Source organism: Rhodococcus (subgen. Prescottella) equi, from assembly GCF_003013675.1.
Classification (GTDB): domain Bacteria; phylum Actinomycetota; class Actinomycetes; order Mycobacteriales; family Mycobacteriaceae; genus Prescottella; species Prescottella equi.
The window spans coordinates 305,204-326,266 of the sequence record NZ_CP027793.1; the positions used below are offsets into that span (position 1 = coordinate 305,204).

Below are 21,063 nucleotides of genomic sequence, written 5' to 3' on the forward strand. Positions count from 1 at the left end.
CCGTTCCTGGACCTCTTCACACCAATGCCGTGCCGTACGGTCGGACGATCCTGACGTTCCTCCGGATCCGACAGCCTCCTGAGTCATGCGCGAAGCGCGACAACACGATTGCGAGGTATTTCGTCGTTCCCATGTCTCTCTCGGGGGAGGACACTCGGAGAATGAGGCTCGGAATCCACTCCCCGCCGAATCACAGCAGGGGTGTCTGTTGCACTGCTGCGGTCCGCGTCGACGGCCGCGGCCGATGAACCCCGGGGACCGGGCCTGGGATCTCGGGTATGCGGCAGGTTGGCGGTTGGTGCGCGCCCTGCCGGAGCGGTCGGCGAGGCGACTGTTCGACTTCGCGGCTGATCGCGCGGCCCGGGGCGGCGGCCCGGACCAGCTTCGTCGCAATCTGGCCCGGGTGCTGTCCACGACGCCTGCGCAGGTGCCGGACGATCTCGTGCGGGCAAGCCTGCGTTCCTACGCCCGCTACTGGTGCGAAGCCTTCCGGCTCCCGACGATGGATCCGGTGCGGCTGGTCGAGGAGATCGAGTCGTCGGCCACGGGGCTCGGCAACATTCACGAGGCGGTCGAGCGCGGCAGGGGTGCGGTTCTGGCTCTGCATCACAGCGGAAACTGGGACATGGCCGGTGTATGGATCGCGCGACGCGTGGGTCCGCCGGTCGTCGTCGCCGAGCGCCTCCGGCCCGAATCGCTGTACCGCCGGTTCGTGCGATTCCGGGAGGGGCTCGGATTCGAGATCATCCCCCTCACCGGCTCCGCGCAACCACCGTTCGAACAACTGACCACGCATCTACGCCGCGGGCGGATCGTCGGGCTCCTCGCCGAACGCGACGTGACCGGCACGGGCGTGCCCGTCACGTTCTTCGGCGAACCGACTCGCATGCCGGCCGGGCCGGCGCGGCTGGCGCTCGACACCGGTGCGCCCCTGCTACCGGTCAACTGTTGGTTCACACCCGACGGCTGGGGGTTCCATGTCGGGCCGCCGATCGACACCAGCGGTGGACTGCAGCCGACGACTCAGGCGATGACCAGCCGGTTCGCGGCGGGGATCGCCGCACACCCGGCCGACTGGCACATGCTGCAACGGGTGTGGACCGCCGACATCCGGGTCGATCGGTAGCACGCGGTATGCACTGTGCGTCCACGTATTTCGTCGACGGCTACTCCGACTCCAACCACCGGTGCAGCGCGCTGCGTGACTGCGCGATCTTGTCGTCCCACGCTGCGCACTGCTCGCACTGTGGATAGGCGAGACCGTCCGGCCCTACCCCGGGCTCCCGGTCGGCCCGGGCGATCCGCATGCCCGCCGGGCAGTCCAGGAAGTTGTGGTACACCCGCGCCGCCCCTCGTCGAGTCGAGAAATACGGCAGGAACTTCCTCACACTTCTTCACCCCGGGATGCCGATCGAAATCCGATATGCCCTGACGATGCCGTCGGAGGTCCCCATTCGGATAGGGGACAACGCCCCGTCGCTCCAGGGGCTTTCGTCCTGGACGAACCCGAATGGAAACGCCGGACGCCCCCACCTGCGGTGTGCGGGTGAGGGCGTCCACGGGTGACGGAGGGTCTACGAGCCGAACGGCAACTCCAGCGAGCCGAAGGAGAAGCCGGACGAGCCGGCGGACGAGCCCGTCGATCGGCGCCACGGCCCGCGGATCGCGACGGTGATGCCGGGGCTCTGGATGTTGGCGTACAGCGTCTGGCCGTCGTGGCTGAACGCCGGACCGCAGAACTCGCTGTCGTTCAACTCGTTCCGGGCGACGGAGAACGGCTCGCCGCTCTCGGTCACGCCGATCAGGTGGCTGATGCCGTCGCCGTCCTCGGCGAGGATGAGACCACCGTGCGGCGAGACGGTGATGTTGTCGGGGCCGTCGTAGTTACCGGTGTCGACGGACGGGTCGGGGTTGACCCCGAACAGCGTCTTCAGTTCGACGGTCTGGGTGGCCGGGTCGTAGAACCACACCTGTCCGTCGTGCTCGGCGACGCTGCCGTCGCTGGTGCGGGCGAAGCTGGCGACGAAGTACGCGCCGCCGTCGCCCCACCACTGCCCCTCGAGCTTGCGGCTGCGGGTGACCTGGTCGTTGGTGAACTGCTTGCGCACCGAGGTGGTCTTGGCGTCGCGGTCGGGGACGTCGACCCACTGCACGGTGTACTTGACCCCCGGCGTCGCGGCCTGGGCGAGGTCGGGCACGTGGGTGCCGTCCTGGAAGCACTTCATCGCCTGCAGGCTGCCGGCGGTGTCCCCGCCCGGCGACTGTGCGAGCGCGTGGAACGCGCCCGGTCCGCCGACGAAGCCCTGCGGCGGCGTCCACCGGAAGAACAGGCCGTTGGGGCTGCCCGCGTCCTCGGTGAGGTAGACCGCGCTCGACGACGGGTCGACGGCCACCGCCTCGTGCGCGAACCGGCCGAGGAACTTCAGCGGGATCGGGCTCTTGCCGACGTTCGCAGCCTGGCTCGCCGGATCGACCTCGAAGACGTAGCCGTGGGCCTTGGTGAAACCGTTCGACCCGGCACGGGCCTCGGTCTCCTCGCACGTGAGCCAGGTGCCCCACGGGGTGATGCCGCCCGCGCAGTTGTTCACGGTGCCCGCGACACTGACGTACTGGGCCTGACGCGCGCCGCTGCGGTCGAGCGTCGTCGTGGTGGTGCCGCCGCGGGCGCCCGGGTCGTAGGTGAGGCCGTCGACGGCCGGGACACCGAACGGCTCGCTGCCACCCACCTCGTGGTTGGTGACGATCGTGGTGCCGTTGCCGGCCGCGAACACGCCGTTGGCGTCGGGATCGCTGGGGAACGGGACGCCGCCGTCGAGCAGCGTCTCACCCGAGCGGGAGACGATCGTGTACGAGAAACCCTTGGGCAGGGCGAGGATTCCGGCGGGATCGGCGACGAGCGGGCCGTAGCCGATCGCGGCACCGGGGGCGGCGCCCGCGACGGCGGGGCGGAACAGGGTGCCCACACTGCCGGCGAGCGTCACCCCGATTCCGGCGAGGGCGGTGCGCTCGAGAAACGTGCGGCGGTTGAGCGGTGACATGGGCACGATGCGGCCTCCCTGTTGATGATCAAGGTCGGGAGGAAGGTAGGACGGCAACCGCAACGACAGAATGCGGCCGGATGGCCGGCCGGTGAACCGGGCCGGAACTTCCGCGTACCGGCGCCGGATCGTAAGCCGCGCGTGTGATTGCGGGCCGCGCAAACGAAAGTCCCCCACCGGATTCGCCGGTGGAGGACTTCCCGTTGCGGAGGACCGCGGTGTACGCGCGGCCGCGCTTCGGGTCAGCTGAAGGAAGCCAGCGTTCCCAGCACACCGAGGATCGTGGCGACCGCGGTGAGTGCGCCGGCGATGCCGCTCACGACCGGCTTGACCTCGGCGACGGACGTGGCGAACTCGGAAGAACTCATGACTGCTTCCCATCCATTTGTTTGTTTGATTGCGCAGATCGCGCGCTCGCAAGTTACCCCAAGGTAAGGCCGGGGTGTGCACCCTCCCCGGAATTCACCCGTGGATTCAACCGGCCCGGTCGGCCGGGTCAGTGACTCCAGCTCGAGGGCAGGATTGCCGCGACGGCGCCGAGGGCGAGGCCGGTGAAGACGACGAGCCAGAAGATCGCGAAGAGGGACCGGCCGAGGGCGAAGGCGATGGCGCCGGGAATCAGCGACAGCAGCACGAATGTCACCGCCACCGCCAGCCGCGACGCGGCCGTGTGCGCATGCGCCCGACCGCGGTGCGGTCCGTTCGGAGAAGCACTCATGATCTCGCCCCGCTCGGAACACCCCTATCGACTGACCCTACGCCGGATTTCGTCGGCTCAGCCGTCGGGCGTTTCAGGTCTCGCGAATATTCGGCAGGTGGGGGAGCAGGTCGTCCGCGTGGATCGGCAGTTCCCGCACGCGTGTCCCGGTCGCGTTGCAGACGGCGTTGACCACGGCGGCAGCGCTGCCGACATTTCCGATCTCGCCGGCGCCGCGGGAACCCATCGGGGTGGCGCGCTCGTCGACGTCGTCGAGCCAGATCGCGTCGATGTCCCGGACGTCCGCGTTCGTGGGGAAGTGATATGTCGCGAGATCCTGCGTGACGACGTGCCCGAACCGCCCGTCGCGGACGCTCTCCTCGAACAGCGCCATCGAGATCCCGAACGTCATGCCGCCGAGTAGCTGCGAGCGGACGGTGCGCGGGTTGACGACCCGGCCGATGGAGAACACCCCGAGCATGCGGGGAACGGTGATCTCGCCGGTGTGGATGTCGACCCGAGCTTCGACGAAATGCGCTCCGTAGGAATTGATTCGATAGTCGTCGTGGGGTTCGGTGTCCGCTTCCGCGGTCACTTCGGCTCCTGGGAGGGGATCGTCGCCGAACTTGGCGCGGAACTCGCGTGCGGCCGTCAGGATCGCCCCACCCCACGACGACGTCCCGGACGATCCTCCCGCGACGGTTCCGTACGGCAACGCGGTGTCGCCGATCTCGAGTGCGATGCGTTCGGGGTCGCAACCCAGGGCGTCGGCGGCGATGAGCGTGAGCGTGGTCCACGTGCCGGTGCCGATGTCCACGGCGCCGATCTGCACGCCCAGCCGACCGTCCTCGCGCAGTCGGATCGTGGCCTTCGAACCCGGATTGATCATGTGTGGGTAGGTGGCGCTCGCCACGCCGAATCCGACGAGCGTGTTCCCCTCGCGCCGACTCCCGGCCGGCCGCGGCCGCGTCTCCCACCCGAATCGGTGGGCGCCCTCCCGCAGGCAGTCGACCAGTCGGCGCGACCCCCACGGTTTGCCGCTTTCGGGGTCGACGGGCGGATCGTTGCGGACCCGCAGCTCGATCGGATCGATCCCACAGGCGTCGGCGAGCTCGTCCATCGCGACCTCACCCGCATACATTCCGGGGGCCTCGCCCGGGGCGCGCATCCAGTACGGCACCGGGACGTCGAGTGCCACGGCTCGGTGCGAGGTGCGCCGATGCGGCGCCGTGTACATCGACCGCGACGGGACCGCCGTCTGCTCGACGAACTCCTTGGTGTGCGAACTCTGCGAGTACGCATCGTGCACCAGCGCGGTGATGCCGCCGTCGCGGTTCGCGGCGATCCGGATGTGCGACGCCGTCGGTGGGCGATAGCCGACGAAGACGAACATCTGCTGCCGCGTCACCGGGAACTTCACCGCTCGGCCGGGCAGTGTCATCGCGGCCAGGGCGGCGAGCACGTCGTGCGCGTGCGGGGCGCCCTTGGAGCCGAATCCGCCACCCACGTGCGGCGCGATCACCCGGATCTGTTCCGGGGACAACCCGAGTATCGGCCCGAGTGTGTCCGCGACGCCGTGCGGCCCCTGGGTGGAGTCGTACAGCGTCAGTTCCTGTGCGTCCTCGGCCCACAGCGCGACGGTGGTGTGCGGCTCCATCGGATTGTTGTGCTCTTCCGGGGTGGTGTACCAGCCGTCGACGATCACCCCGTCGGCGCGGGCGCGGGCGAACGCAGTGTCGGGATCACCTTCCTCCGTGGAGGTCTCGTAGCCGCCGTTGGCGGATTCGGGGAGGTACATGCCCGCTGCGTCCGTACGAAACGTTGTGTCGTGAGCCCGGACGTCGTACTCGACGCGCACGAGCGTCTGCGCGTGACGCGCCTGCTCCGGGGTCTCGGCGATCACGGCACCGATCGGTTGCCCGCGGAACGCCACCTCGAGGCCCTGCAGCAGGCGGTACTCACCGTCCGAGGTGTCCTCCAGGCGCGGCGCATTCCACGGTGTGAGCACCGCCAGCACGCCGTCGGATCGTTCGGCCGCGGTGCTGTCGATGTCCACGATGGAACCGCGTGCAATCGTCGAGGTGATCGGGTACAGGAACGCCGGGGCGGCGACCGAGTGCTCGTACGCGTACGGCGCCGTTCCGGTTACCTTGGCGGGGCCGTCGATGCGCGCGAGGGATGTGCCGATGGCATTCACTGTGTCGCCTCCCCGGCAAGCTCCCGCAGCACGGCAACGGTGGCGCGTTGCAGCAGTGGGACCTTGAATCGGTTGCCGTCCAGGGGATGTGCCGACGCCAGTTCGGCGTCGACCGCATCGGCGAACGCGTCGACGTCCGCGGTGCGCCCCCGCAATGCCGCCTCGGCGCGCGTGGCCCGCCACGGCTTGTGCGCCACGCCGCCGAAGGCGATGCGGACACGGGTGACGACTCCGGCGTCGAGTCCCAGTTCCGCGGCGACGGAGACCAGCGCAAACGCGTACGACGCGCGCTCGCGCACCTTCCGATACGTCGACACCGCACCGGGCGCCGGCGCCGGCAGTTCGACCGCGAGGATCATCTCGTCGGGTTCCAGCACGGTGTCGATGTCGGGGTCGCGTCCCGGAAGCCGGTGGAAGTCTGTCACCGGGATGCGGCGCTGACCATCGGGCCCCAGCGCCAGCACCTGGGCGTCGAGCATTGCGAGCGCCACCGCCATGTCCGACGGGTGGGTCGCGACGCAAGCGTCCGAGGCGCCCAGAATGGCGTGATGCCGGGTGAATCCGCCGACCGCCGAACACCCGGTGCCGGGCTGCCGCTTGTTGCACGGCGTCGACACGTCCTGGAAGTAGACGCAGCGCGTGCGTTGGAGCAGGTTTCCGCCCGTCGTGGCCAGATTGCGCAACTGTGGTGACGCGCCGGCGACAAGTGCGCGCGACAACGCCGGATACCGTTCGCGGACAACGTGGTGGGCGGCCAGATCGCTGTTGCGCACGTTGGTCCCGATCCGGAGTCCGCCGTCGTCGGTCGGCTCGACGGAATCGAGTGGAATACGCGAAATGTCCACGACGAGTTGGGGGGTGGCGATGCCGAGCTTGAGGTGATCGACCAGGTTGGTTCCGCCGGCCAGCAACTTCGCGCCCGGGTTCTCGTGCAGCAGCGCCACCGCCGCGGGCGCGTCGGCGGGTCGCTCGTAGCGGAACGGGATCACGTGTCCGCAGCCTGCTCGTGGGCGACCTGTCGGACCGCGGCGACGATGTTGGGGTAGGCGCCGCACCGGCACAGGTTGCCGCTCATCCGTTCGCGGATCTCGTCGTCGGTCAACTCCGGTGCGGAGGTGAGGTCCTCGGTCACGTGACTGGGTGCCCCGTCCGCGGCTTCGGTGAGCATCCCCACCGCCGAGCACACCTGGCCGGGCGTGCAGTAGCCGCATTGGAACGCGTCCTGATCGATGAACGCCTGCTGGACAGCGTGGAGGCCGGAGTCCGACAGTCCGGACGCCGTGACGATGTCGGCGCCGTCCTGCGCCACGGCGAGCGACAGGCACGTGGTCACCCGTCGGCCGTCCAGCAGCACCGTGCAGGACCCGCATTGGCCGTGGTCGCAGCCCTTCTTGGGCGAGAAGACGCCGAGGCGGTCACGGAGTGCGTCGAGCAGCGTCGTGCGGGTATCGACGGTGCAGGTCCGTTCGGCGCCGTCCACACAGAGGGTCACACGCATCTCCATGCCCAGGGACTACCCCCGGATCGCCGGGCGGAAACACCCACCGTGCGGAACCGGGGCGCCACTCCCGGTTCCGCCTTCGCCGTGGTCAGGCCGCGGTGCCCGCGGAGGGCATCAGCCGCGCAAGGACGTCGGCGAGGGTGATCAGTCCGATCAGGTGGCCGGCGTCGTCTCGGACGACCGCGATGTGGCTGCGGGTGTTCCGCATCGTCGCGAGCGCCTCGTAGACCGGTGTCGCAGCCTGGACGGTGAGCACGTCGCGCATCAGATCGCGGGCCCGGGTCTCGGACGCCGCGCCCAGGCTGTCGCGGACGTGCAGGACGCCGACGACGTCGGTGCCGCTGCGGACCAGCAGGCGCAAGTGCCCACTGGCATCGGCGGTCTCGCGGATCCGTTCGACGGGCGCATCCGCGTCGACACTGCTCGGCCGGTCGTTGGGGCGGACGATGTCGCCGACGGTGAGCGACTCGAGTTCCAGCGCGCTGGTGAGATGCCCGTGGTAGCGCTCGTCGAGCGTGCCGACGGTCGCCGAGTGCTCGACGAGGTGTCGCAGGGCCTCGGGATCCTGGCCCGACGCCACCTGGTCCACCGGCTGCACGCCGACCTTGACCAGGCACCAGTTCGCGGCCCGGTTCAGGATCACGATCAACGGCCGTGTGAGCCACATGAATCCGCGCATCGGGATCGCGAGCAGGGTGGCCGACTTCTCCGGGTGGGCGATCGCCCACGACTTCGGCGCCATCTCGCCGACCACCAGGTGCAGGAACGTCACGATGAGCAACGCGAGCACGAAACCGGCGACATCGGCCAGCCACAGCGGGGCGCCCCAGTTCGCGAACGCCGGCGTGAGCCAATGGTGCACAGCCGGTTTCGTCACCGCACCGAGCGCGAGGGTGCACACGGTGATGCCGAGCTGCGAGCCGGCGAGGAGCACCGACAGCTCGGACGCGCTGCGCAACGCGGCGCGGGCCGAACGGCTGTTCGGGGCTGCGTCCTCGAGACGGTGCCGGCGGGCGGCGATGAGTGCGAACTCCACCGCGACGAAGAACGCGCTCGCGGCGATCAGCAGGACGGTGACGGCCAGGACGGTCCACGGGTTACTCATCGACGGCGTCCTTCCGGTCGGTGTGGACGGTCGCGAACAGCGCCGACGGCACGTGCTTGTCGACGGCCCGGACCTCGATGTCCAGATACGTCGGTGGCGGCGGTTCGTCGGCGACGAGGTCGGCCGGATCGGCGGGCAGCTGGACGGTCACGGTGTCGCCCACCCGCGGGAGCCCGCCGAACTCGGCGATCACGAGGCCCGCGAACGTCTCGTAGTCGTCGTCCTCGGGCAGGTGCTCGTCGAGCACGCGGGCGACCTCGTCGACGTGCACGCCGCCGGGGATCAGCCAGCCGCCGGCGACGGCCTGCACCTCGGTCTCCACGTGGTCCGGATCGTGCTCGTCGGCGATCTCGCCGACCAGCTCCTCGGCCATGTCCTCGACGGTGACGACACCGGCGAAGCCGCCGTACTCGTCGATCACCAGCGCCATCTCGTCCTTCGCGGCGGTCAGCTGGGCGAGGACGTCGGGCAGCGGCAGCGTCGTCGGGACGATCACGGCGGGCCGGGCGTGGTCGGCGGCGGTGCCGCCCGGGTCGGCGCCGAGGAGGTCGTGCAGGTGGACGACGCCCAGCAGGTCGTCGCTGGTGGCGCCGACGACCGGGTAGCGGGTGTGCCCGGCGCCCATCGACGCCACGACGGCCGCGATCGGTTCGGCCGCGCGGATCACGTCGACCCGGGCCCGCGGGATCATCGCGTGCTCGGCGGTGCGGGTGGGGAAGTCGAGGATGCGGTCGAGCAGCGTCGACAGCTCTCGCGGCAGTTCGCCCGCGTCGCGGGACTCGGCGACGATGTGCTCGAGGTCGCGCGCGGTCGCCGAGTGTTCGACGTCGTGCACGGGCTCGATCTTGAGCGCACGCAGCAACAGGTTCGACGACTGGTCGAAGAGCCAGATCAGCCAGCCGAACAGCTTGAGGTAGAGCGTCGTGGACAACGCGAGGCGTCGGGCGACGGGTTCGGGTCGGGCGATGGCGAGGTTCTTCGGGAACAGTTCGCCGAAGACCATCTGCACGACGGTGGAGAACAGCACCGCGAGGATCGCGCCGACGGCGATGCCGACGCCGGTGGGGATCCCGATCCCGCCCATCAGTTCGCCGAGCCCGCGGCCGATGAGCGGTTCGGCGACGTAGCCGACGAGCAGACCGGTGACGGTGATGCCGAGTTGGGCGCCGGACAGCATGAACGAGGTGCGGCGGGTGACGCCGAGGGCGCGGGCCGCGGCGCCGTCGCCGGATTGGGCGCGCGCCTTCAGGCGGGACCGGTCGACCGCCATGTAGGCGAATTCCTGCGCCACGAAGTAGCCGGTCAGCGCGGTGATCGCCAGGACGACGGCGACACCGGCGACGATTCCGAGCAGGGTCAGCACGTGGACACCTCCACAGTGGTGGTGTCAGTGATGATCACACGTCGGACGACGGGTCTTCGAGGTTTGCGGGGCCTGCGTTTCATAGCCTTCTTTCTCTGTTGGTGGACATGTCCTACGAAAATAGGACGAATCACCCATGGGGATGGTTCCCGAGGTCTGCGATCCGACGCGAGGACGCCTAGCCTCGGACCGAGATCCGGACGCCCGGGTCGTGCCGTGTGAGGAGAATCCGTGACGACGACGCCGACGCCCATCGCGCTGGGACCCGAGCCCGACGACCTGCTCGTGGACGCCGTCGTCCGCGGGGGCGGCCGCGTCGCCGGCCTGGCCGACGCCGAGGCTCTCGTGTGGGCGGGCGACGACACGACGCGCTTCCCGGACTCGCTGCCGGACTCGATCCGCTGGGTGCAACTGCACTCGGCCGGCGTCGAGCACTGGTTCGACGCCGGGGTGATCCAGCGGCACCCCGACGTGGTGTGGACGTCGGCGGCGGGCGCATTCGCCGCGACCGTCGCCGAGCACGCATTCACGCTGTTGCTGGCGGGGGTGCGGGCGCTGCCCGAGCACCTGGCCGCCACCACATGGCGGCAGCGGGAGTTCTTCGACAAGGTCGGCACGTTGCGCGGGGCCCGGGTCGCGATCGTCGGCGCCGGCGGGATCGGTCGCGCGATGATCCCGATGCTCACCGCGGTGGGTGCGACGGTCGTCGCGGTCAACCGCTCCGGCCGGGAGGTGCCCGGCGCCGCCGAGGTCGTCACCGCCGACCGGGTCGACGAGGTGTTCGGCCGTGTCGACCACGTCGTCGTCGCGGCTCCGGCCACCGCCGACACGCGGCACCTCGTCGGGGCTCCGCAGCTCGCGAAGCTGGGGCCCCGGTCGTGGGTGATCAACGTGGCGCGGGGTCCGCTGGTCGACACCGACGCGGTCGTGGACGCTTTGCGGGACGGTCGGATCGGCGGCGTGGGACTCGACGTGACCGACCCGGAACCCTTGCCCGACGGTCATCCGCTGTGGGCGCTGCCGAACGCGATCATCACCCCGCACGACTCGAATCCGCCGTCGGTCCGCTCGGCCGCTTTCGCCGATCACGTCGCGGAGAACGTGCGACGCTTCGTCGGCGGCGACGAGTTGGCGGCGCAGATCGACCCGGCGGCCGGCTACTGACCCGTCTCATCGCTAATTTTCTAGTCGAAATATCTCGTTCAACGGTCATCCGCGGGATGCGACCGGCGCCGCCGATCTAGCTTCGGCCGCATGACGCAGACATCCAGCCAGACCCTGCCCCTGCACGGGAAGAGTGCACTGATCATCGGTGGTGCAGGGGGCATCGGCGGCGCCGGCGCCCGGGCACTGCTCGCCGACGGGGCATCGGTCACGATCATGAGCCGGGACGAGGCGCGCATCGCGGCGTTCGCGTCCGAACTCGCGGCGGTGGCGCCGGCCGGTGCATCCGTCCGGCACATCGCCGGAGACTCGTTGGTCGAGGACGACGTGGCCGCGGCCGTCGCGCACGCGAGTGGGGACATCGGCCTGGACATCTGCGTCAGCACCGTCGGTCGCGGCAGCACGACGCCGTTGTTGCTGGGCGACGCGGAGAGCTTCACGAACGAACTGCGGATCAACGTCACCAGCGCGTTCGTCGCGATCAAGGCGTGCGTCCCTGCAATGGCCGCGGCCGGCGGCGGGTCCATGGTGTTCACGTCGTCGGTGATCGCCGCCCAGAGCTTCCCGTACATGAGTGGCTACTGCGCCGGCAAGGCTGGTCTCGAAGCGCTCGTCCGCACGGCCGCAGACGAATTCGGGCACCTCGGGATTCGTGTCAACTGCATCAGGCCGGGGTTGGTGAACTCGCCCGACAACCCCAAGGTGGCCGCGAGCTTCGAGGGTGACAGGCCCGCCGCCTTCCTGGAACAGACGCCGCTCGGCCGCCTCGGGGTCCCGGCCGACATCGCCGGAGCTATCCGTTTTCTCGCCGGCCCGGAGTCGTCTTGGGCCACCGGCACTTTCGTCACCGTCGACGGCGGCGCCCACCTGCGCCGGGCCCCCGACGTGCAGCAGCGGCTGCGTCAGGAGCTCGGCGACGACGTGGTCGACACGATCCTCGCCGGACGAATCCCCGGACGGGACAGCTAGGCAACAGCTTTCGCTTCAAGGTGCGGTCACCGGCAGTACCGTGCCCTGGGCGACGGCGCACAAGCGGGGGCGGCCGTCGTCCGCGATCATCTCGAGGCTGCACGTGCACACTGCGCGGCGGCGCCCGGCATGGGTGACCCGCGCGGTGGCGCGCAGCGTGCGGCCCTGCGCCGGGCGCACGTACTCGATCGTCATGCCTCCCGTGAGCACACCCGGCCCGAGGGCCGTCCCGGCCGCGTAGGTGAGCGCGTTGTCGGCGGCATAGGCGAGCACCCCGCCGTGCAGGAAACCGTTCTGCTGCAGCAGGTCCGGTCGGGCATCGACCTCGAGCACGGCGCCGTACTCGTCGAACGAGACCAGTCGGGCACCGAGCAGCACACTGAACGGTTGTGACGCCAGGTGGGCGCGGGCCTCGTCGAGATCGAGTCGAGGGGCGGTCACGATCGCACCGCCTGCAGCGGCGACCAGTGGTCGAGCAGCGCGCTGAAGGTCTCGCACGCGGAATCGGAGAGTCCGTACGGCGCTTCCAGGTGCACGCTCAGCGGGAACCCGAGGTCGCCGACGCCGTCGAGGATCCGACGGTAGAGGTCCACGAGGTCGGTGCGGCGTCGCTGCGGTGACCTCGCGGCGAGGCGCGCGACGAATGCCTGCTCCGGTGCCACGTCGGCGTTGCCGTCGTCGTGGAGCAGCCAGTCGATGAGGCGAACCCGTGTCTCGACGCCGGGGACGAAGCCGAACGACAACAAAATCTCCGGGCGGTGTTCGGAGCGGGCGGCGAAGGCGCGGAGGAATCCGACGATCCGGTCGGAGTAGAGCATTTGGGTGAGCGCGAACGTCGCGCCGTGCGCGCACTTGGTCTCGAACCGATCGAGTTCGCCGCGGCGTGTGGGCATAAGCACCACACCGCGGTGCGCGACCTGGCCCCGGAAGCGGGTGAGCGCCTCCTGTGGCGTGGGCCCCGGCGTGTCGGCGACCGGGGACCCGTGCGGTTTGCCGACGAAGACGACACCGTCCATCCCGGCACCGACGAGTTTGCGGACCCGGTCGGCCAGCGCCGATTCGGTCTCGAAGACGGTGACCTGGGTGCACAGACCCGACACGGGCGCGAGCGCGGGCCGGAGCGCGGTCCAGACGTCCAGAATGTCCATTCGCGGGGTCAGCGGCACCGGGCGCGCCCCGTCCTCGGGGATGATGCCGGGAACCAGCACATGCCCGAGACGCTCGAGCAATCCGTGCTCGTGACAACGTTCGGCCACGGCCCGTGCCGCCTCGACCGCCGACGCGGTCAGCTCCGGCGGGGCCAGTTCCAGGGCCACCGTGCGCAGGGCGCTCAAGTGCGTTCGGCCGTCGCGAGCCAGGCCGGCACGAGCAGTCGGCCGCGGTCGTCGACCTGCATGTCCGCAGCGGCCGCGGCGACCGGGGAACCGGGCTGCGTCATCATCTCGTCCCGAGTGAAGGCCGTGGTGTAGGTGGTCGGTTCGATGCGCTGCACCGTCCACCCCGCCGCGGTGAGGGTGTCCCGGAGATTGTCCTCGGTGATGCGGTACGGCCCGGGAAAGCCGTCCGGCACCCGGTCCGAGAAACAGACCACGTGCAGGCGGGCCTGCGGGCGGCACGCCCCGAACAACGACGCTGCGTAGCGGTGGCGCTGGTCCTCGGGGAAGCAGTGGTAGAGCGCGCTGTCGATGACCGACACGAATCGGTCGGCATAGTCGGACAGATCCGTCGCGTCGGCCACCTCGAACTCGACCCCACGCTCCATACCGCGCTGTCGGGCGCGGTCGCGGGCGATGTCGATCGCGGCGGGTGCGGCGTCCAGTCCCCACACCCGGTAGCCGCGCGAGGCGAGGAAGAGCGCGTTCTCGCCCGGTCCGCAACCGATGTCGAGCACCTCGCGGGCGAACTGGCCGCTCGACTCGAGCGCCCGCACCGCCGGTTGGGCCTCGCCGATGTCCCACGGCACCCGATCGAACGTGAATCCGGGAGCGGTCGGCTCGGCGTCGGCATTGACGGCGGCGAAGTCCCCGCGATAGAGCGCGTCGAAATCTCCGACCTTCGGCGGGGGAGTCGATTGGGGAACATCGGCATTCATGAAATGCTCCTTCCTGCTCTGGTCTCTCCCGATCGGGTCGGCGCAGAGCTTGCGCAGAGGCGGGCGAGTTGCCGGGCAGCGCGTCCGGATACCCGTCCGGCGGCGGCGCACGGGCGGACAGTCCGTTACCGATGGTACCGAGAAAGCCGACGATGCCTCCGCCGATTACTCGACGGAGGCATCGATTTCGCCTCGGCGGCCTACTTCTTCGCGGCCGGGGCAGGCAACTCCAGGCCGCGCTCGGTGAGGACGGTGCGCAGACGGTCCGGCCGGTCGGTGATGATTCCGTCCACCCCGAGGTCCATCAGCACGTGCATGGTCTCGGGGTCGTTGACGGTCCACGGGACGACATCGATGCCACGGGCATGTGCTGCTTCGACCATCTCCTTTGTCACGTACAGGGTGAAGCCGGGATCGGAGACTTTGCCGCCCTGCGGGTTTCCCTGCACGGGGGAGTATGCGGACGCCCCGAACGTGGCGATCGCCGCGATCGCATCGCCGCCGAAGTCGTCGATGTCGAGTCCGCCCAGCCAGGGCGAGGCGCCGTCCTTGCCGACCTGCAGGAAGTCACCGTTGGTGAGCGCGACGGTGGGTACCGACGGCTCGAGATCGCGGGTGAGCATCAATGCGCCCCAGTCGAAACTCTGGATCGTCACCCGATCGAGCATGCCGGCGTCGCGGATCGTGTCCAGGACGGTACGGACGAACTTCTCGCGGGGAGCGGTCTCGGACGGTGCGCCGGCCTCCACTTTGGTCTCGATGTTCATCTTCACGTCCGGAGCGTTGTACGACTCGACGAGGTCGAACACCGCGGCCAGCGTCTGGATCTTCGCGCCGGGGACGGTCTGCTGCTCGAGGTGGTCAGCCAGTTGCAGTGAACCGCAGTCCATGGTCTGGATCTGGGCGAGCGTGAGGTCCTTGATGAACTTGCCGACATACGGGAACTCGGGGTCGCCGGTCGTGACGGGCGCGGTGTCCTGGCACTTCTTGTTCGAGATCTTGCGGTCGTGGGTCACGACGGCGATCCCGTCCTCGGTGATCTGGGTATCGAGTTCGAGTGTGGTGACGCCCATTTCGAGCGCGTTGGCGAACGCTTCGAGGCTGCTCTCGGTGAACAGGCCCAGACCTCCGCGGTGAGCCTGGACGTCGAAGACTGCATCAGTCTGTGAACCGGTGCTGCCCAGCGAGCCGCTCCAATCGAGGCTGCCGGTGGCGGACGCGGTGGCCGGGGTCAACGCGGCGAGGGGCAGGGCGGTGAGGGAAGTGACGGCGATAGTGGACAGTGCCCGACGGATATTCATGCCGCGAAAACTATGCGCAGGCCGTGGCCGCCCGATGGTCGGAAGGTAAACGAAAGGTAATGATCTGAGCTATTTCGATCGCGCCACATCGTCTCTCGGTGCCCGTCCCGGGGTAGCGCACACGCCACCCCGAGACGGTCCTGTGGGCTACAGAGATTCGCGGCTGCACGCCGTGAAGTGGAGGCATGACAACTGCACCGCCCGTTCCGACATCGGTAACCGACCGTGACCGTTGCGTGCGCAGGCGCGGAGTCGGCTGGTTCCTCGCCCTCGCCTTCGGGGCGTCCTGGATTCCGTGGGCGATCGTCTGGGCGGCCGGATACTCCCTCGACGACCCGATCGTCCAACTGCTCACCGCGGCATTCGTGCCCGCGCTCGCCGCGATCGTCACGCGCCGCTGGATCACCCGTGAAGGGTTCGCGGACGCGGGGCTGAGGCCACGTCTGTCCGCTGCCTGGACCTCCTACGTGATCGCCGCGCTGCTGCCGATCGGGATCCTCGCGACCGCGTCGGCGTTGGCGGCGGCCACTGGGGTGTGGGACGTCGCCGCGTGGCAGTTCGGGCGGGACGATCTGCTGTTCGTGGGGTTCGCGCTGGTGGTGCCGGTGGTGGCTGCGCCGATCTTCTGGGGCGAAGAGTTCGGTTGGACCGCCTACCTGCGTGACCGGTTGGTGCCGGGCCGGCCGGTCGCGACGACGTTCGCGACCGGCCTGATCTGGGGGGTATGGCACTGGCCGCTGCCCTGGGTGGGGTACTTCGGGTCCGGCGGCACCGCGAGCGACGCCGTCGTCGCGATGCTGTTGTGGCTGCCGCTGTCGGTGCTCCTGGAATTCGTGATCGGTTGGCTGTGGAGCCGGAGCCGATCGGTGTGGCCGCCCGCGATCCTGCACGGCGGCAGCAACCTGGTGGTGGCCGTCGGCCTCGAGCGTTTCGTGGGCTCGGGTGGTCACGCGAGTGCCGCTACCCTCCTGATGTGCGCTGCGTACGTACCGGTCGTTCTCTGCATCGTGGCAGCGTCGATCATGCGTGAGCGTCGGAAGGCGGGGGTGGAGCAGTGACGGACAGTGTCGGGGCGGCCCTGCGCACCGGCCCGCGCTACCTCGGTACCCGGTGGCCGTGGCGGTCGCTCGCGTGCCTCGTCGTCGCGGGCATCCTCTCGTGCGCCACTGTGATCGGCATCGTCCCGGTTCTGCTGATGGGGCTCACGCGGCGACTGCGCACGGCGTTGTGGGAGCCGATGCTGCGAGCGCACTGCGCGCGGCTGCGGTTGATCGACCCGTCGGTCGCGGAACGTGCGGACGCGGAGGTGCGGACCTCCGCCGACGAGCAGCGGGTGCCGACCGTGCGGCACGTGGCCTATGTGCTGGCGGCGGCGGTCTCCGGCGGTGTCGCCGCTCTCCTGGCGGTGTTCGCCGTCGTGATCGTCGGGGTGCTCCTCGCGGCACCTCTCGTCGTGCGGGACGACCGCTTCGACCTCGGCGCATGGACCGTCGAAACCGTCTCGGGTGCTTGGGGACTGGCGTTGTGCGGCGTGGTGGTTCTCGCCCTCCTGGCGGTGGTCGCCGGTGGTTGGGCGGCTGCGGAGGCGCAACTGGCCCGACTGCTGCTCGGGTTCGATGCCGACCCGTGGCGTCTCGAGGCCGCCCGACTGGAGACGACGCGATCGGCGCTGCTCGACGCGGAGGGATCCGAGCGGGCGTTGCTCGAATCGGAACTGCACGACCGGGTCCAGCACCGGTTGGTCGCGCTGTCGATGAGCCTCGGGTTGGCGGAGGCCGCCGACGCGGACGGGCCCGCCGGCCGGCTCGCCGCCGACGCGCATCGTCAGGTGGACGAGACGCTCGCCGAACTGCGCGCCGTACTGCTCGGGTACTCCCCGCGGGCGCTGATCGAGCGGGGGCTCGCTCCCGCGCTCGCGGATCTGGTCGCGGACGTCCCGCTGGACGTCGACGTCCGACTCGACGGGCTGTCCGATCGGCGGCTGCCCGCGCCCGTCGAGCACATGTCGTACGTGCTGGTGTCCGAGGCCCTGACGAACGCGGTTCGGCACGCTCGGGCGCGGCACGTCACGGTCCGCGGAGGCCGCGTCGGCGGCACGTGGGTGTTGACCGTCGCCGACGACGGCGTCGGGGGCGCACAGCTCGCGGCCGGGCGCGGTCTCGACAGGCTGCGTGGTCGCGTCGGCGCCGTCGACGGAACCCTCACCGTGACAAGCCCCGTCGGGGGACCGACGACGATCCGGATGGAGTGCCCGGTGTGACATCGACGGAACGGCCGCTGCGGATCGTGCTCGCCGAGGACAGCCCGCTGCTCAGAGCGGGCGTGGAGAGCGTGCTCGCCTCCGCCGGACACGACGTGTGCGCCGCCGTGGGGGACGCCCCGACGCTCCTGCACGCGTGGGAGGCGTACCGGCCGGACCTCGTCGTCACCGATGTCCGGATGCCGCCGACCAACACGGACGACGGGTTGCGGGCGGCCGCCGCGATCCGGAAGCGGGAGCCCGCACTGCCCATCGTCGTGCTGTCCCAGTACGTCTCGGTGGCGTATCTGGACGAGCTTCTCGACGACGACGCGGAGGGCGGTGTCGGGTACCTCCTCAAGGAGCGTGTCGGTCACGTCCGCCAGTTCCTCGACGCGGTGGCCCGGGTGGCGCGCGGCGAGGCGATCATCGATCCGGACGTCGTGCGGGCACTCGTGAAGGCGACCAGGAGTCGGGGTCCACTCGCGGCACTCACCCCGCGCGAGCGGGAGGTCCTCGCGCTGGTCGCCGAGGGGCACACCAACACCGGCATCGCGCAGCGGCTGACGGTGTCCGAGGCGGCGGTGCGCAAGCACATCGGATCCATCTTCTCCAAACTGCCGTTGGAGGACGGCGATCGGCGAGTGCAGGCCACGCTCGTCTACCTGCGCTCGCTCGGATGACCGCCGACGGTCGCCCGCAGCCCGCGTCAGCCCGACATCCCCATCCGCCACGACGGATACTTCGGCACCCAGCCGAGGTTGCGCGCCTTGACGTTCGACGCGCCGCGGCCCGCCCCCGGGCTCAGCCCGGTCGGGGTCTGTCCGCCCACCCAGCGGCAGAACACCGGCAGCCACTGGTCCGGACCGGCCGGTTCGTCGTCGACGACGTTGACGATGCCTGCGGGCCAGCCGAGTGCGGCGACGGTGGGAGCGACGGTGTCGGCGATGTGCAGGAAGCTCTCGATTCCGTTGCCGCTGAACACCCCGTCCCGGGCGGCACGGCCGAAATCGCCGTCCGGGGAGTACCACGTGCCGGGGCCGTACAGCTTGCCGTAGCGCAGGATCACGTGGTCCGGGATCTCCCTGGCCGTGTGCTCCATCGCGACCACGCCCTCGATGGTGCGCGCGCTGGGTCCGGTGGCCTCGCGCAGCGGCACCGTCTCGTCGGCCAGGCCGTCGCCGTCGGCGTAGAGCCACGCGATGCTCTGGGTGATCAGGCGTTGCACGCCGTATCGGCGCATCGCGTCGACGAGGTTGCGGGTGCCGACGATGCGCAGTTCGGCGTTGGCCTCGAGGTCGACGGCGGAGAGGTCGGTGAGCTGATGGATCACCGCGTCGGGGCGCGCCTCGGCGATCGCGTGCTCCACCGACGCGAGGTCGAAGGCGTCCATCCGGACGACGGTGGCACCGGCGTCGTGCAGTTCGGGACGGGAGTCCGGATTGCGCGAGGTGCCGATCACGGCGTGGCCCTGCGCGATCAGTTCCCGGGTCAGTGGCAGTCCGACGACGCCCCCGGCGCCGGCGACGAGGATCCTCATGTCGACGAGCCTAGGAAACTCGCGGCGTCCACACCGGTTTCGCGGCCGATTCGAGACCGACCGATCACGCGGCCCGCAGTGCCGCCTGCACCCGATCCGCCGCTTCCGTCGGGTCCTCGTGTTCCCAGATCCGCACCACCGTCCAGCCCGCGTCCGCGAGCCGGGTGTCGGTGTCGCGATCGCGAACGACGTTGGCGGCCAACTTGTCCGCCCACCATTGCGCGTTGTTCTTCGGGGAGGTGGCGTGCTGTGGGCAACTGTGCCAGAAGCAACCGTCGACGTAGACCGCGACGCGGCGGCGGGGGAACACCAGGTCGGCGCGCCGTCGCAACCCGCGTAGCGGTGCCCGATCGACGAAGAACCGGGCCCCGCGGCGGTGCAGTTCGCGGCGCAGTGCCACCTCCGGCGCGGTGTCGCGGCGGCGTTGCGCCCGCATCCGGGCGCTGGTCAGGGGATCGGTCGAGGGCATCGACACCATCCTCGCACCGCGATCAGGCAACCGCTTCGGGGTAGCCGCCCATCCGGTCGAGGTGGCTCTCGACGTCGTCGAGGAAACCGGGCACGAACCGCAGGCTGCCGGTGCGGGCGCGCTTGAGGAACCCGGCCGTCGCGCGCGCGGACAGCAGCTGCGAGTGCTCGAGGAAACCGCTGAGGTCCTCGTACGGTTCCTGCACCGGCCAGTGCGACTCGTGCACCCGGAACGCCTGCCGGTTGCGGCCCCACGCCGCGCTGGGCCACGCGTCGCCCGGCTTCAGCGGGGTCTCGTGGTCCGGGCTGTACGCGATGCGGTCGACGAGGCGTCCGCCCACCCACTCGGCCATCCGCACGCTCACCGCGTTGCCGACCAGGCGCCAGCGGTGCCCGTTGCGGATGCCCTTCAGTTCGGTGGCCGGGGCCGTCCAGTCGGGGTCGAAGCCCTGCAGGCGTTCGGCGTCGATCAGGCCGGGCGTCACGATCTCACCCGACGGCAGCCGTACCGCCGGGGGAGAGGCGATCCCCACCGTCGACCCGCCCTTGAGCGTGGGCACCGCGTTGACGGCCCAGCCGAGCCCGCGGATGCCCTCGGTCCAGTAGAAGCCGCACGGGAACTGCGACGGGTCGCCCTCGTCGGGCAGGCCCGCATCCTGCCCGAACAGCACCTCGCGGGGGTCGTCGGTCCGCGAGGCCAACATCAGCACCCGCTGGCGGCGCTGCGGCAGCCCGAACGCCCGGGCATCCACCACCCGGTACGCCCACGTGTAGCCGAGGTCCTCGAGCGCGTCGGTGATGTGCCGCATCGCGGCACCGCGGGAGAGGTTGAGCATGAACGGGACGTTCTCGATCAGCAGCCAGCGCGGCCCTTTCTTGCGCTTGACCAGACGGAACACCTCGTCGACCAGGCCGGAGCGGGCGCCGGTGATGCCGGCCGTCCTGCCGGCCTGGGACAGGTCCTGGCACGGGAAACCCGCGGCGACCAATTCCGTGCGCTGCGGCAGCGAGCGCAGCCGGGTGACGTCACCGTGCAACTCGACGTCCGCGAACCGGGTACGCAGAACCTGCTGGGCGCCCGGGTCGATCTCGCACAGCAGCTCGGTTTCCCAGCCGTGACTGCGCAGGCCCAACTCCACCCCGCCGATGCCGGCGAACAGCCCCACCATGTTCCCCGTCGACGTCACAGCACCCTTCCTCACGCACAGATACAGGAGCACGTTACTCGAGTCCTCCGGCGTTGCCGCGTCACACTCTCTGTAGCAGCGCTGCCGTGGTGGACGGGGTGATGATGGGATGAAGGCAGGCTCGCCGACCGTGATGCGGCGCATTGTCACCCTCTGGCACGACTCGGTCGTCGCCCGCACAATGACCGCCTTTCGGCATCGG

22 protein-coding genes are annotated in these 21,063 nt (G+C 70.1%); 6 read left to right on the forward strand and 16 right to left on the reverse strand.

The annotated features are described in order from the left end of the window. Positions 1-244 precede the first annotated feature (244 nt). A complete protein-coding gene (locus tag C7H75_RS01320; RefSeq protein ID WP_044990308.1) occupies positions 245-1,126 on the forward strand; it encodes a phosphatidylinositol mannoside acyltransferase in 882 nt (293 codons plus the stop codon). Between the two features lie 40 nt (positions 1,127-1,166). Here C7H75_RS01320 and C7H75_RS01325 read toward each other — a convergent pair whose 3' ends face one another. The 9 genes from C7H75_RS01325 to C7H75_RS01360 form a co-directional block, all read right to left on the reverse strand. After that, on the reverse strand, positions 1,167-1,388 hold the full coding sequence (locus C7H75_RS01325) for a hypothetical protein (RefSeq protein ID WP_037084727.1): 222 nt from the start codon (positions 1,386-1,388) through the stop codon (positions 1,167-1,169). A 186-nt stretch (positions 1,389-1,574) separates the two neighbouring features. After that, on the reverse strand, positions 1,575-3,044 hold the full coding sequence (locus tag C7H75_RS01330; RefSeq protein WP_087576482.1) for an alkaline phosphatase PhoX: 1,470 nt from the start codon (positions 3,042-3,044) through the stop codon (positions 1,575-1,577). 236 nt (positions 3,045-3,280) lie between these two features. After that, the gene (locus C7H75_RS26265) at positions 3,281-3,406 is read right to left on the reverse strand and encodes a hypothetical protein (RefSeq protein WP_005516225.1); all 126 of its coding nucleotides are present in this window, start codon (positions 3,404-3,406) and stop codon (positions 3,281-3,283) included. A 128-nt stretch (positions 3,407-3,534) separates the two neighbouring features. After that, on the reverse strand, positions 3,535-3,756 hold the full coding sequence (locus tag C7H75_RS01335) for a hypothetical protein (RefSeq protein ID WP_022593479.1): 222 nt from the start codon (positions 3,754-3,756) through the stop codon (positions 3,535-3,537). A gap of 73 nt (positions 3,757-3,829) precedes the next feature. Further along, on the reverse strand, positions 3,830-5,932 hold the full coding sequence (locus C7H75_RS01340; RefSeq protein WP_022593481.1) for a xanthine dehydrogenase family protein molybdopterin-binding subunit: 2,103 nt from the start codon (positions 5,930-5,932) through the stop codon (positions 3,830-3,832). Then, positions 5,929-6,921 (reverse strand): FAD binding domain-containing protein, encoded by a 993-nt coding sequence (locus C7H75_RS01345; RefSeq protein ID WP_022593483.1) that lies wholly within the window; start codon positions 6,919-6,921, stop codon positions 5,929-5,931. Before C7H75_RS01345 ends, C7H75_RS01340 begins: the two co-directional genes overlap by 4 nt. After that, on the reverse strand, positions 6,918-7,436 hold the full coding sequence (locus C7H75_RS01350; protein WP_084957343.1) for a 2Fe-2S iron-sulfur cluster-binding protein: 519 nt from the start codon (positions 7,434-7,436) through the stop codon (positions 6,918-6,920). The genes C7H75_RS01345 and C7H75_RS01350 overlap by 4 nt, the downstream gene beginning before the upstream one ends. Before the next feature lie 85 nt (positions 7,437-7,521). Further along, entirely contained in the window at positions 7,522-8,538 is a 1,017-nt protein-coding gene (locus C7H75_RS01355; protein ID WP_106850852.1) for a hemolysin family protein, read from the reverse strand. After that, positions 8,531-9,901: a hemolysin family protein gene (locus C7H75_RS01360; protein ID WP_081188100.1), complete on the reverse strand. Its 1,371-nt coding sequence runs from the start codon at positions 9,899-9,901 to the stop codon at positions 8,531-8,533. The genes C7H75_RS01355 and C7H75_RS01360 overlap by 8 nt, the downstream gene beginning before the upstream one ends. A gap of 231 nt (positions 9,902-10,132) precedes the next feature. Here C7H75_RS01360 and C7H75_RS01365 point away from each other — a divergent pair, with 231 nt between their 5' ends. Next, a complete protein-coding gene (locus C7H75_RS01365; protein WP_081185551.1) occupies positions 10,133-11,065 on the forward strand; it encodes a D-isomer specific 2-hydroxyacid dehydrogenase family protein in 933 nt (310 codons plus the stop codon). A gap of 90 nt (positions 11,066-11,155) precedes the next feature. Beyond that, on the forward strand, positions 11,156-12,034 hold the full coding sequence (locus C7H75_RS01370) for an SDR family NAD(P)-dependent oxidoreductase (protein ID WP_022593492.1): 879 nt from the start codon (positions 11,156-11,158) through the stop codon (positions 12,032-12,034). A gap of 15 nt (positions 12,035-12,049) precedes the next feature. On the opposite strand, the gene C7H75_RS01375 is transcribed toward C7H75_RS01370, so the two are convergent. The 4 genes from C7H75_RS01375 to C7H75_RS01390 all read right to left on the reverse strand — a co-directional run bounded on the left by C7H75_RS01375 (position 12,050) and on the right by C7H75_RS01390 (position 15,427). Further along, positions 12,050-12,475 (reverse strand): PaaI family thioesterase, encoded by a 426-nt coding sequence (locus tag C7H75_RS01375; RefSeq protein WP_081185548.1) that lies wholly within the window; start codon positions 12,473-12,475, stop codon positions 12,050-12,052. Further along, positions 12,472-13,368, reverse strand: coding sequence for a mycobacterial-type methylenetetrahydrofolate reductase (locus C7H75_RS01380; RefSeq protein WP_081185545.1), 897 nt, complete (start codon positions 13,366-13,368; stop codon positions 12,472-12,474). The genes C7H75_RS01375 and C7H75_RS01380 overlap by 4 nt, the downstream gene beginning before the upstream one ends. Continuing rightward, positions 13,365-14,126, reverse strand: coding sequence for an SAM-dependent methyltransferase (locus C7H75_RS01385; protein WP_106850853.1), 762 nt, complete (start codon positions 14,124-14,126; stop codon positions 13,365-13,367). The genes C7H75_RS01380 and C7H75_RS01385 overlap by 4 nt, the downstream gene beginning before the upstream one ends. A gap of 200 nt (positions 14,127-14,326) precedes the next feature. Then, positions 14,327-15,427: a glycerophosphodiester phosphodiesterase family protein gene (locus C7H75_RS01390; RefSeq protein ID WP_022593498.1), complete on the reverse strand. Its 1,101-nt coding sequence runs from the start codon at positions 15,425-15,427 to the stop codon at positions 14,327-14,329. A 236-nt stretch (positions 15,428-15,663) separates the two neighbouring features. On the opposite strand from C7H75_RS01390, the gene C7H75_RS01395 reads away from it, so the two are divergent. The 3 genes from C7H75_RS01395 to C7H75_RS01405 are packed head-to-tail and all read left to right on the forward strand — an operon-like array spanning position 15,664 to position 18,349. Next, the gene (locus tag C7H75_RS01395) at positions 15,664-16,485 is read left to right on the forward strand and encodes a CPBP family intramembrane glutamic endopeptidase (protein WP_231814147.1); all 822 of its coding nucleotides are present in this window, start codon (positions 15,664-15,666) and stop codon (positions 16,483-16,485) included. After that, positions 16,482-17,687 carry a sensor histidine kinase gene (locus C7H75_RS01400; protein ID WP_106850854.1) on the forward strand — a complete coding sequence of 402 codons (1,206 nt, stop codon included), beginning with the start codon at positions 16,482-16,484 and terminating at the stop codon, positions 17,685-17,687. The genes C7H75_RS01395 and C7H75_RS01400 overlap by 4 nt, the downstream gene beginning before the upstream one ends. Continuing rightward, the gene (locus C7H75_RS01405; RefSeq protein ID WP_005516204.1) at positions 17,684-18,349 is read left to right on the forward strand and encodes a response regulator transcription factor; all 666 of its coding nucleotides are present in this window, start codon (positions 17,684-17,686) and stop codon (positions 18,347-18,349) included. Before C7H75_RS01400 ends, C7H75_RS01405 begins: the two co-directional genes overlap by 4 nt. A 26-nt stretch (positions 18,350-18,375) precedes the next feature. Here the strand turns inward: C7H75_RS01405 and C7H75_RS01410 are convergent, their stop codons facing one another. From C7H75_RS01410 to C7H75_RS01420, 3 genes are all read right to left on the reverse strand, one after another. After that, the gene (locus C7H75_RS01410) at positions 18,376-19,206 is read right to left on the reverse strand and encodes an NAD-dependent epimerase/dehydratase family protein (RefSeq protein ID WP_005516203.1); all 831 of its coding nucleotides are present in this window, start codon (positions 19,204-19,206) and stop codon (positions 18,376-18,378) included. Positions 19,207-19,270: 64 nt separating this feature from the next. Further along, positions 19,271-19,675 carry a very short patch repair endonuclease gene (locus C7H75_RS01415; protein WP_022593502.1) on the reverse strand — a complete coding sequence of 135 codons (405 nt, stop codon included), beginning with the start codon at positions 19,673-19,675 and terminating at the stop codon, positions 19,271-19,273. Positions 19,676-19,697: 22 nt separating this feature from the next. Then, positions 19,698-20,861 (reverse strand): DNA cytosine methyltransferase, encoded by a 1,164-nt coding sequence (locus C7H75_RS01420; protein ID WP_013414575.1) that lies wholly within the window; start codon positions 20,859-20,861, stop codon positions 19,698-19,700. Positions 20,862-21,063 lie beyond the last annotated feature (202 nt).

Bases quoted from the DNA above. Each gene is read 5' to 3' on its own strand.
- C7H75_RS01320 (WP_044990308.1), top strand. From the start codon at position 245: ATGAACCCCGGGGACCGGGCCTGGGATCTCGGGTATGCGGCAGGTTGG.
- C7H75_RS26265 (WP_005516225.1), bottom strand. From the start codon at position 3,406: ATGAGTTCTTCCGAGTTCGCCACGTCCGTCGCCGAGGTCAAGCCGGTC.
- C7H75_RS01335 (WP_022593479.1), bottom strand. From the start codon at position 3,756: ATGAGTGCTTCTCCGAACGGACCGCACCGCGGTCGGGCGCATGCGCAC.
- C7H75_RS01350 (WP_084957343.1), bottom strand. From the start codon at position 7,436: ATGGAGATGCGTGTGACCCTCTGTGTGGACGGCGCCGAACGGACCTGC.
- C7H75_RS01355 (WP_106850852.1), bottom strand. From the start codon at position 8,538: ATGAGTAACCCGTGGACCGTCCTGGCCGTCACCGTCCTGCTGATCGCC.
- C7H75_RS01370 (WP_022593492.1), top strand. From the start codon at position 11,156: ATGACGCAGACATCCAGCCAGACCCTGCCCCTGCACGGGAAGAGTGCA.
- C7H75_RS01385 (WP_106850853.1), bottom strand. From the start codon at position 14,126: ATGAATGCCGATGTTCCCCAATCGACTCCCCCGCCGAAGGTCGGAGAT.
- C7H75_RS01390 (WP_022593498.1), bottom strand. From the start codon at position 15,427: ATGAATATCCGTCGGGCACTGTCCACTATCGCCGTCACTTCCCTCACC.
- C7H75_RS01410 (WP_005516203.1), bottom strand. From the start codon at position 19,206: ATGAGGATCCTCGTCGCCGGCGCCGGGGGCGTCGTCGGACTGCCACTG.
- C7H75_RS01415 (WP_022593502.1), bottom strand. From the start codon at position 19,675: ATGCCCTCGACCGATCCCCTGACCAGCGCCCGGATGCGGGCGCAACGC.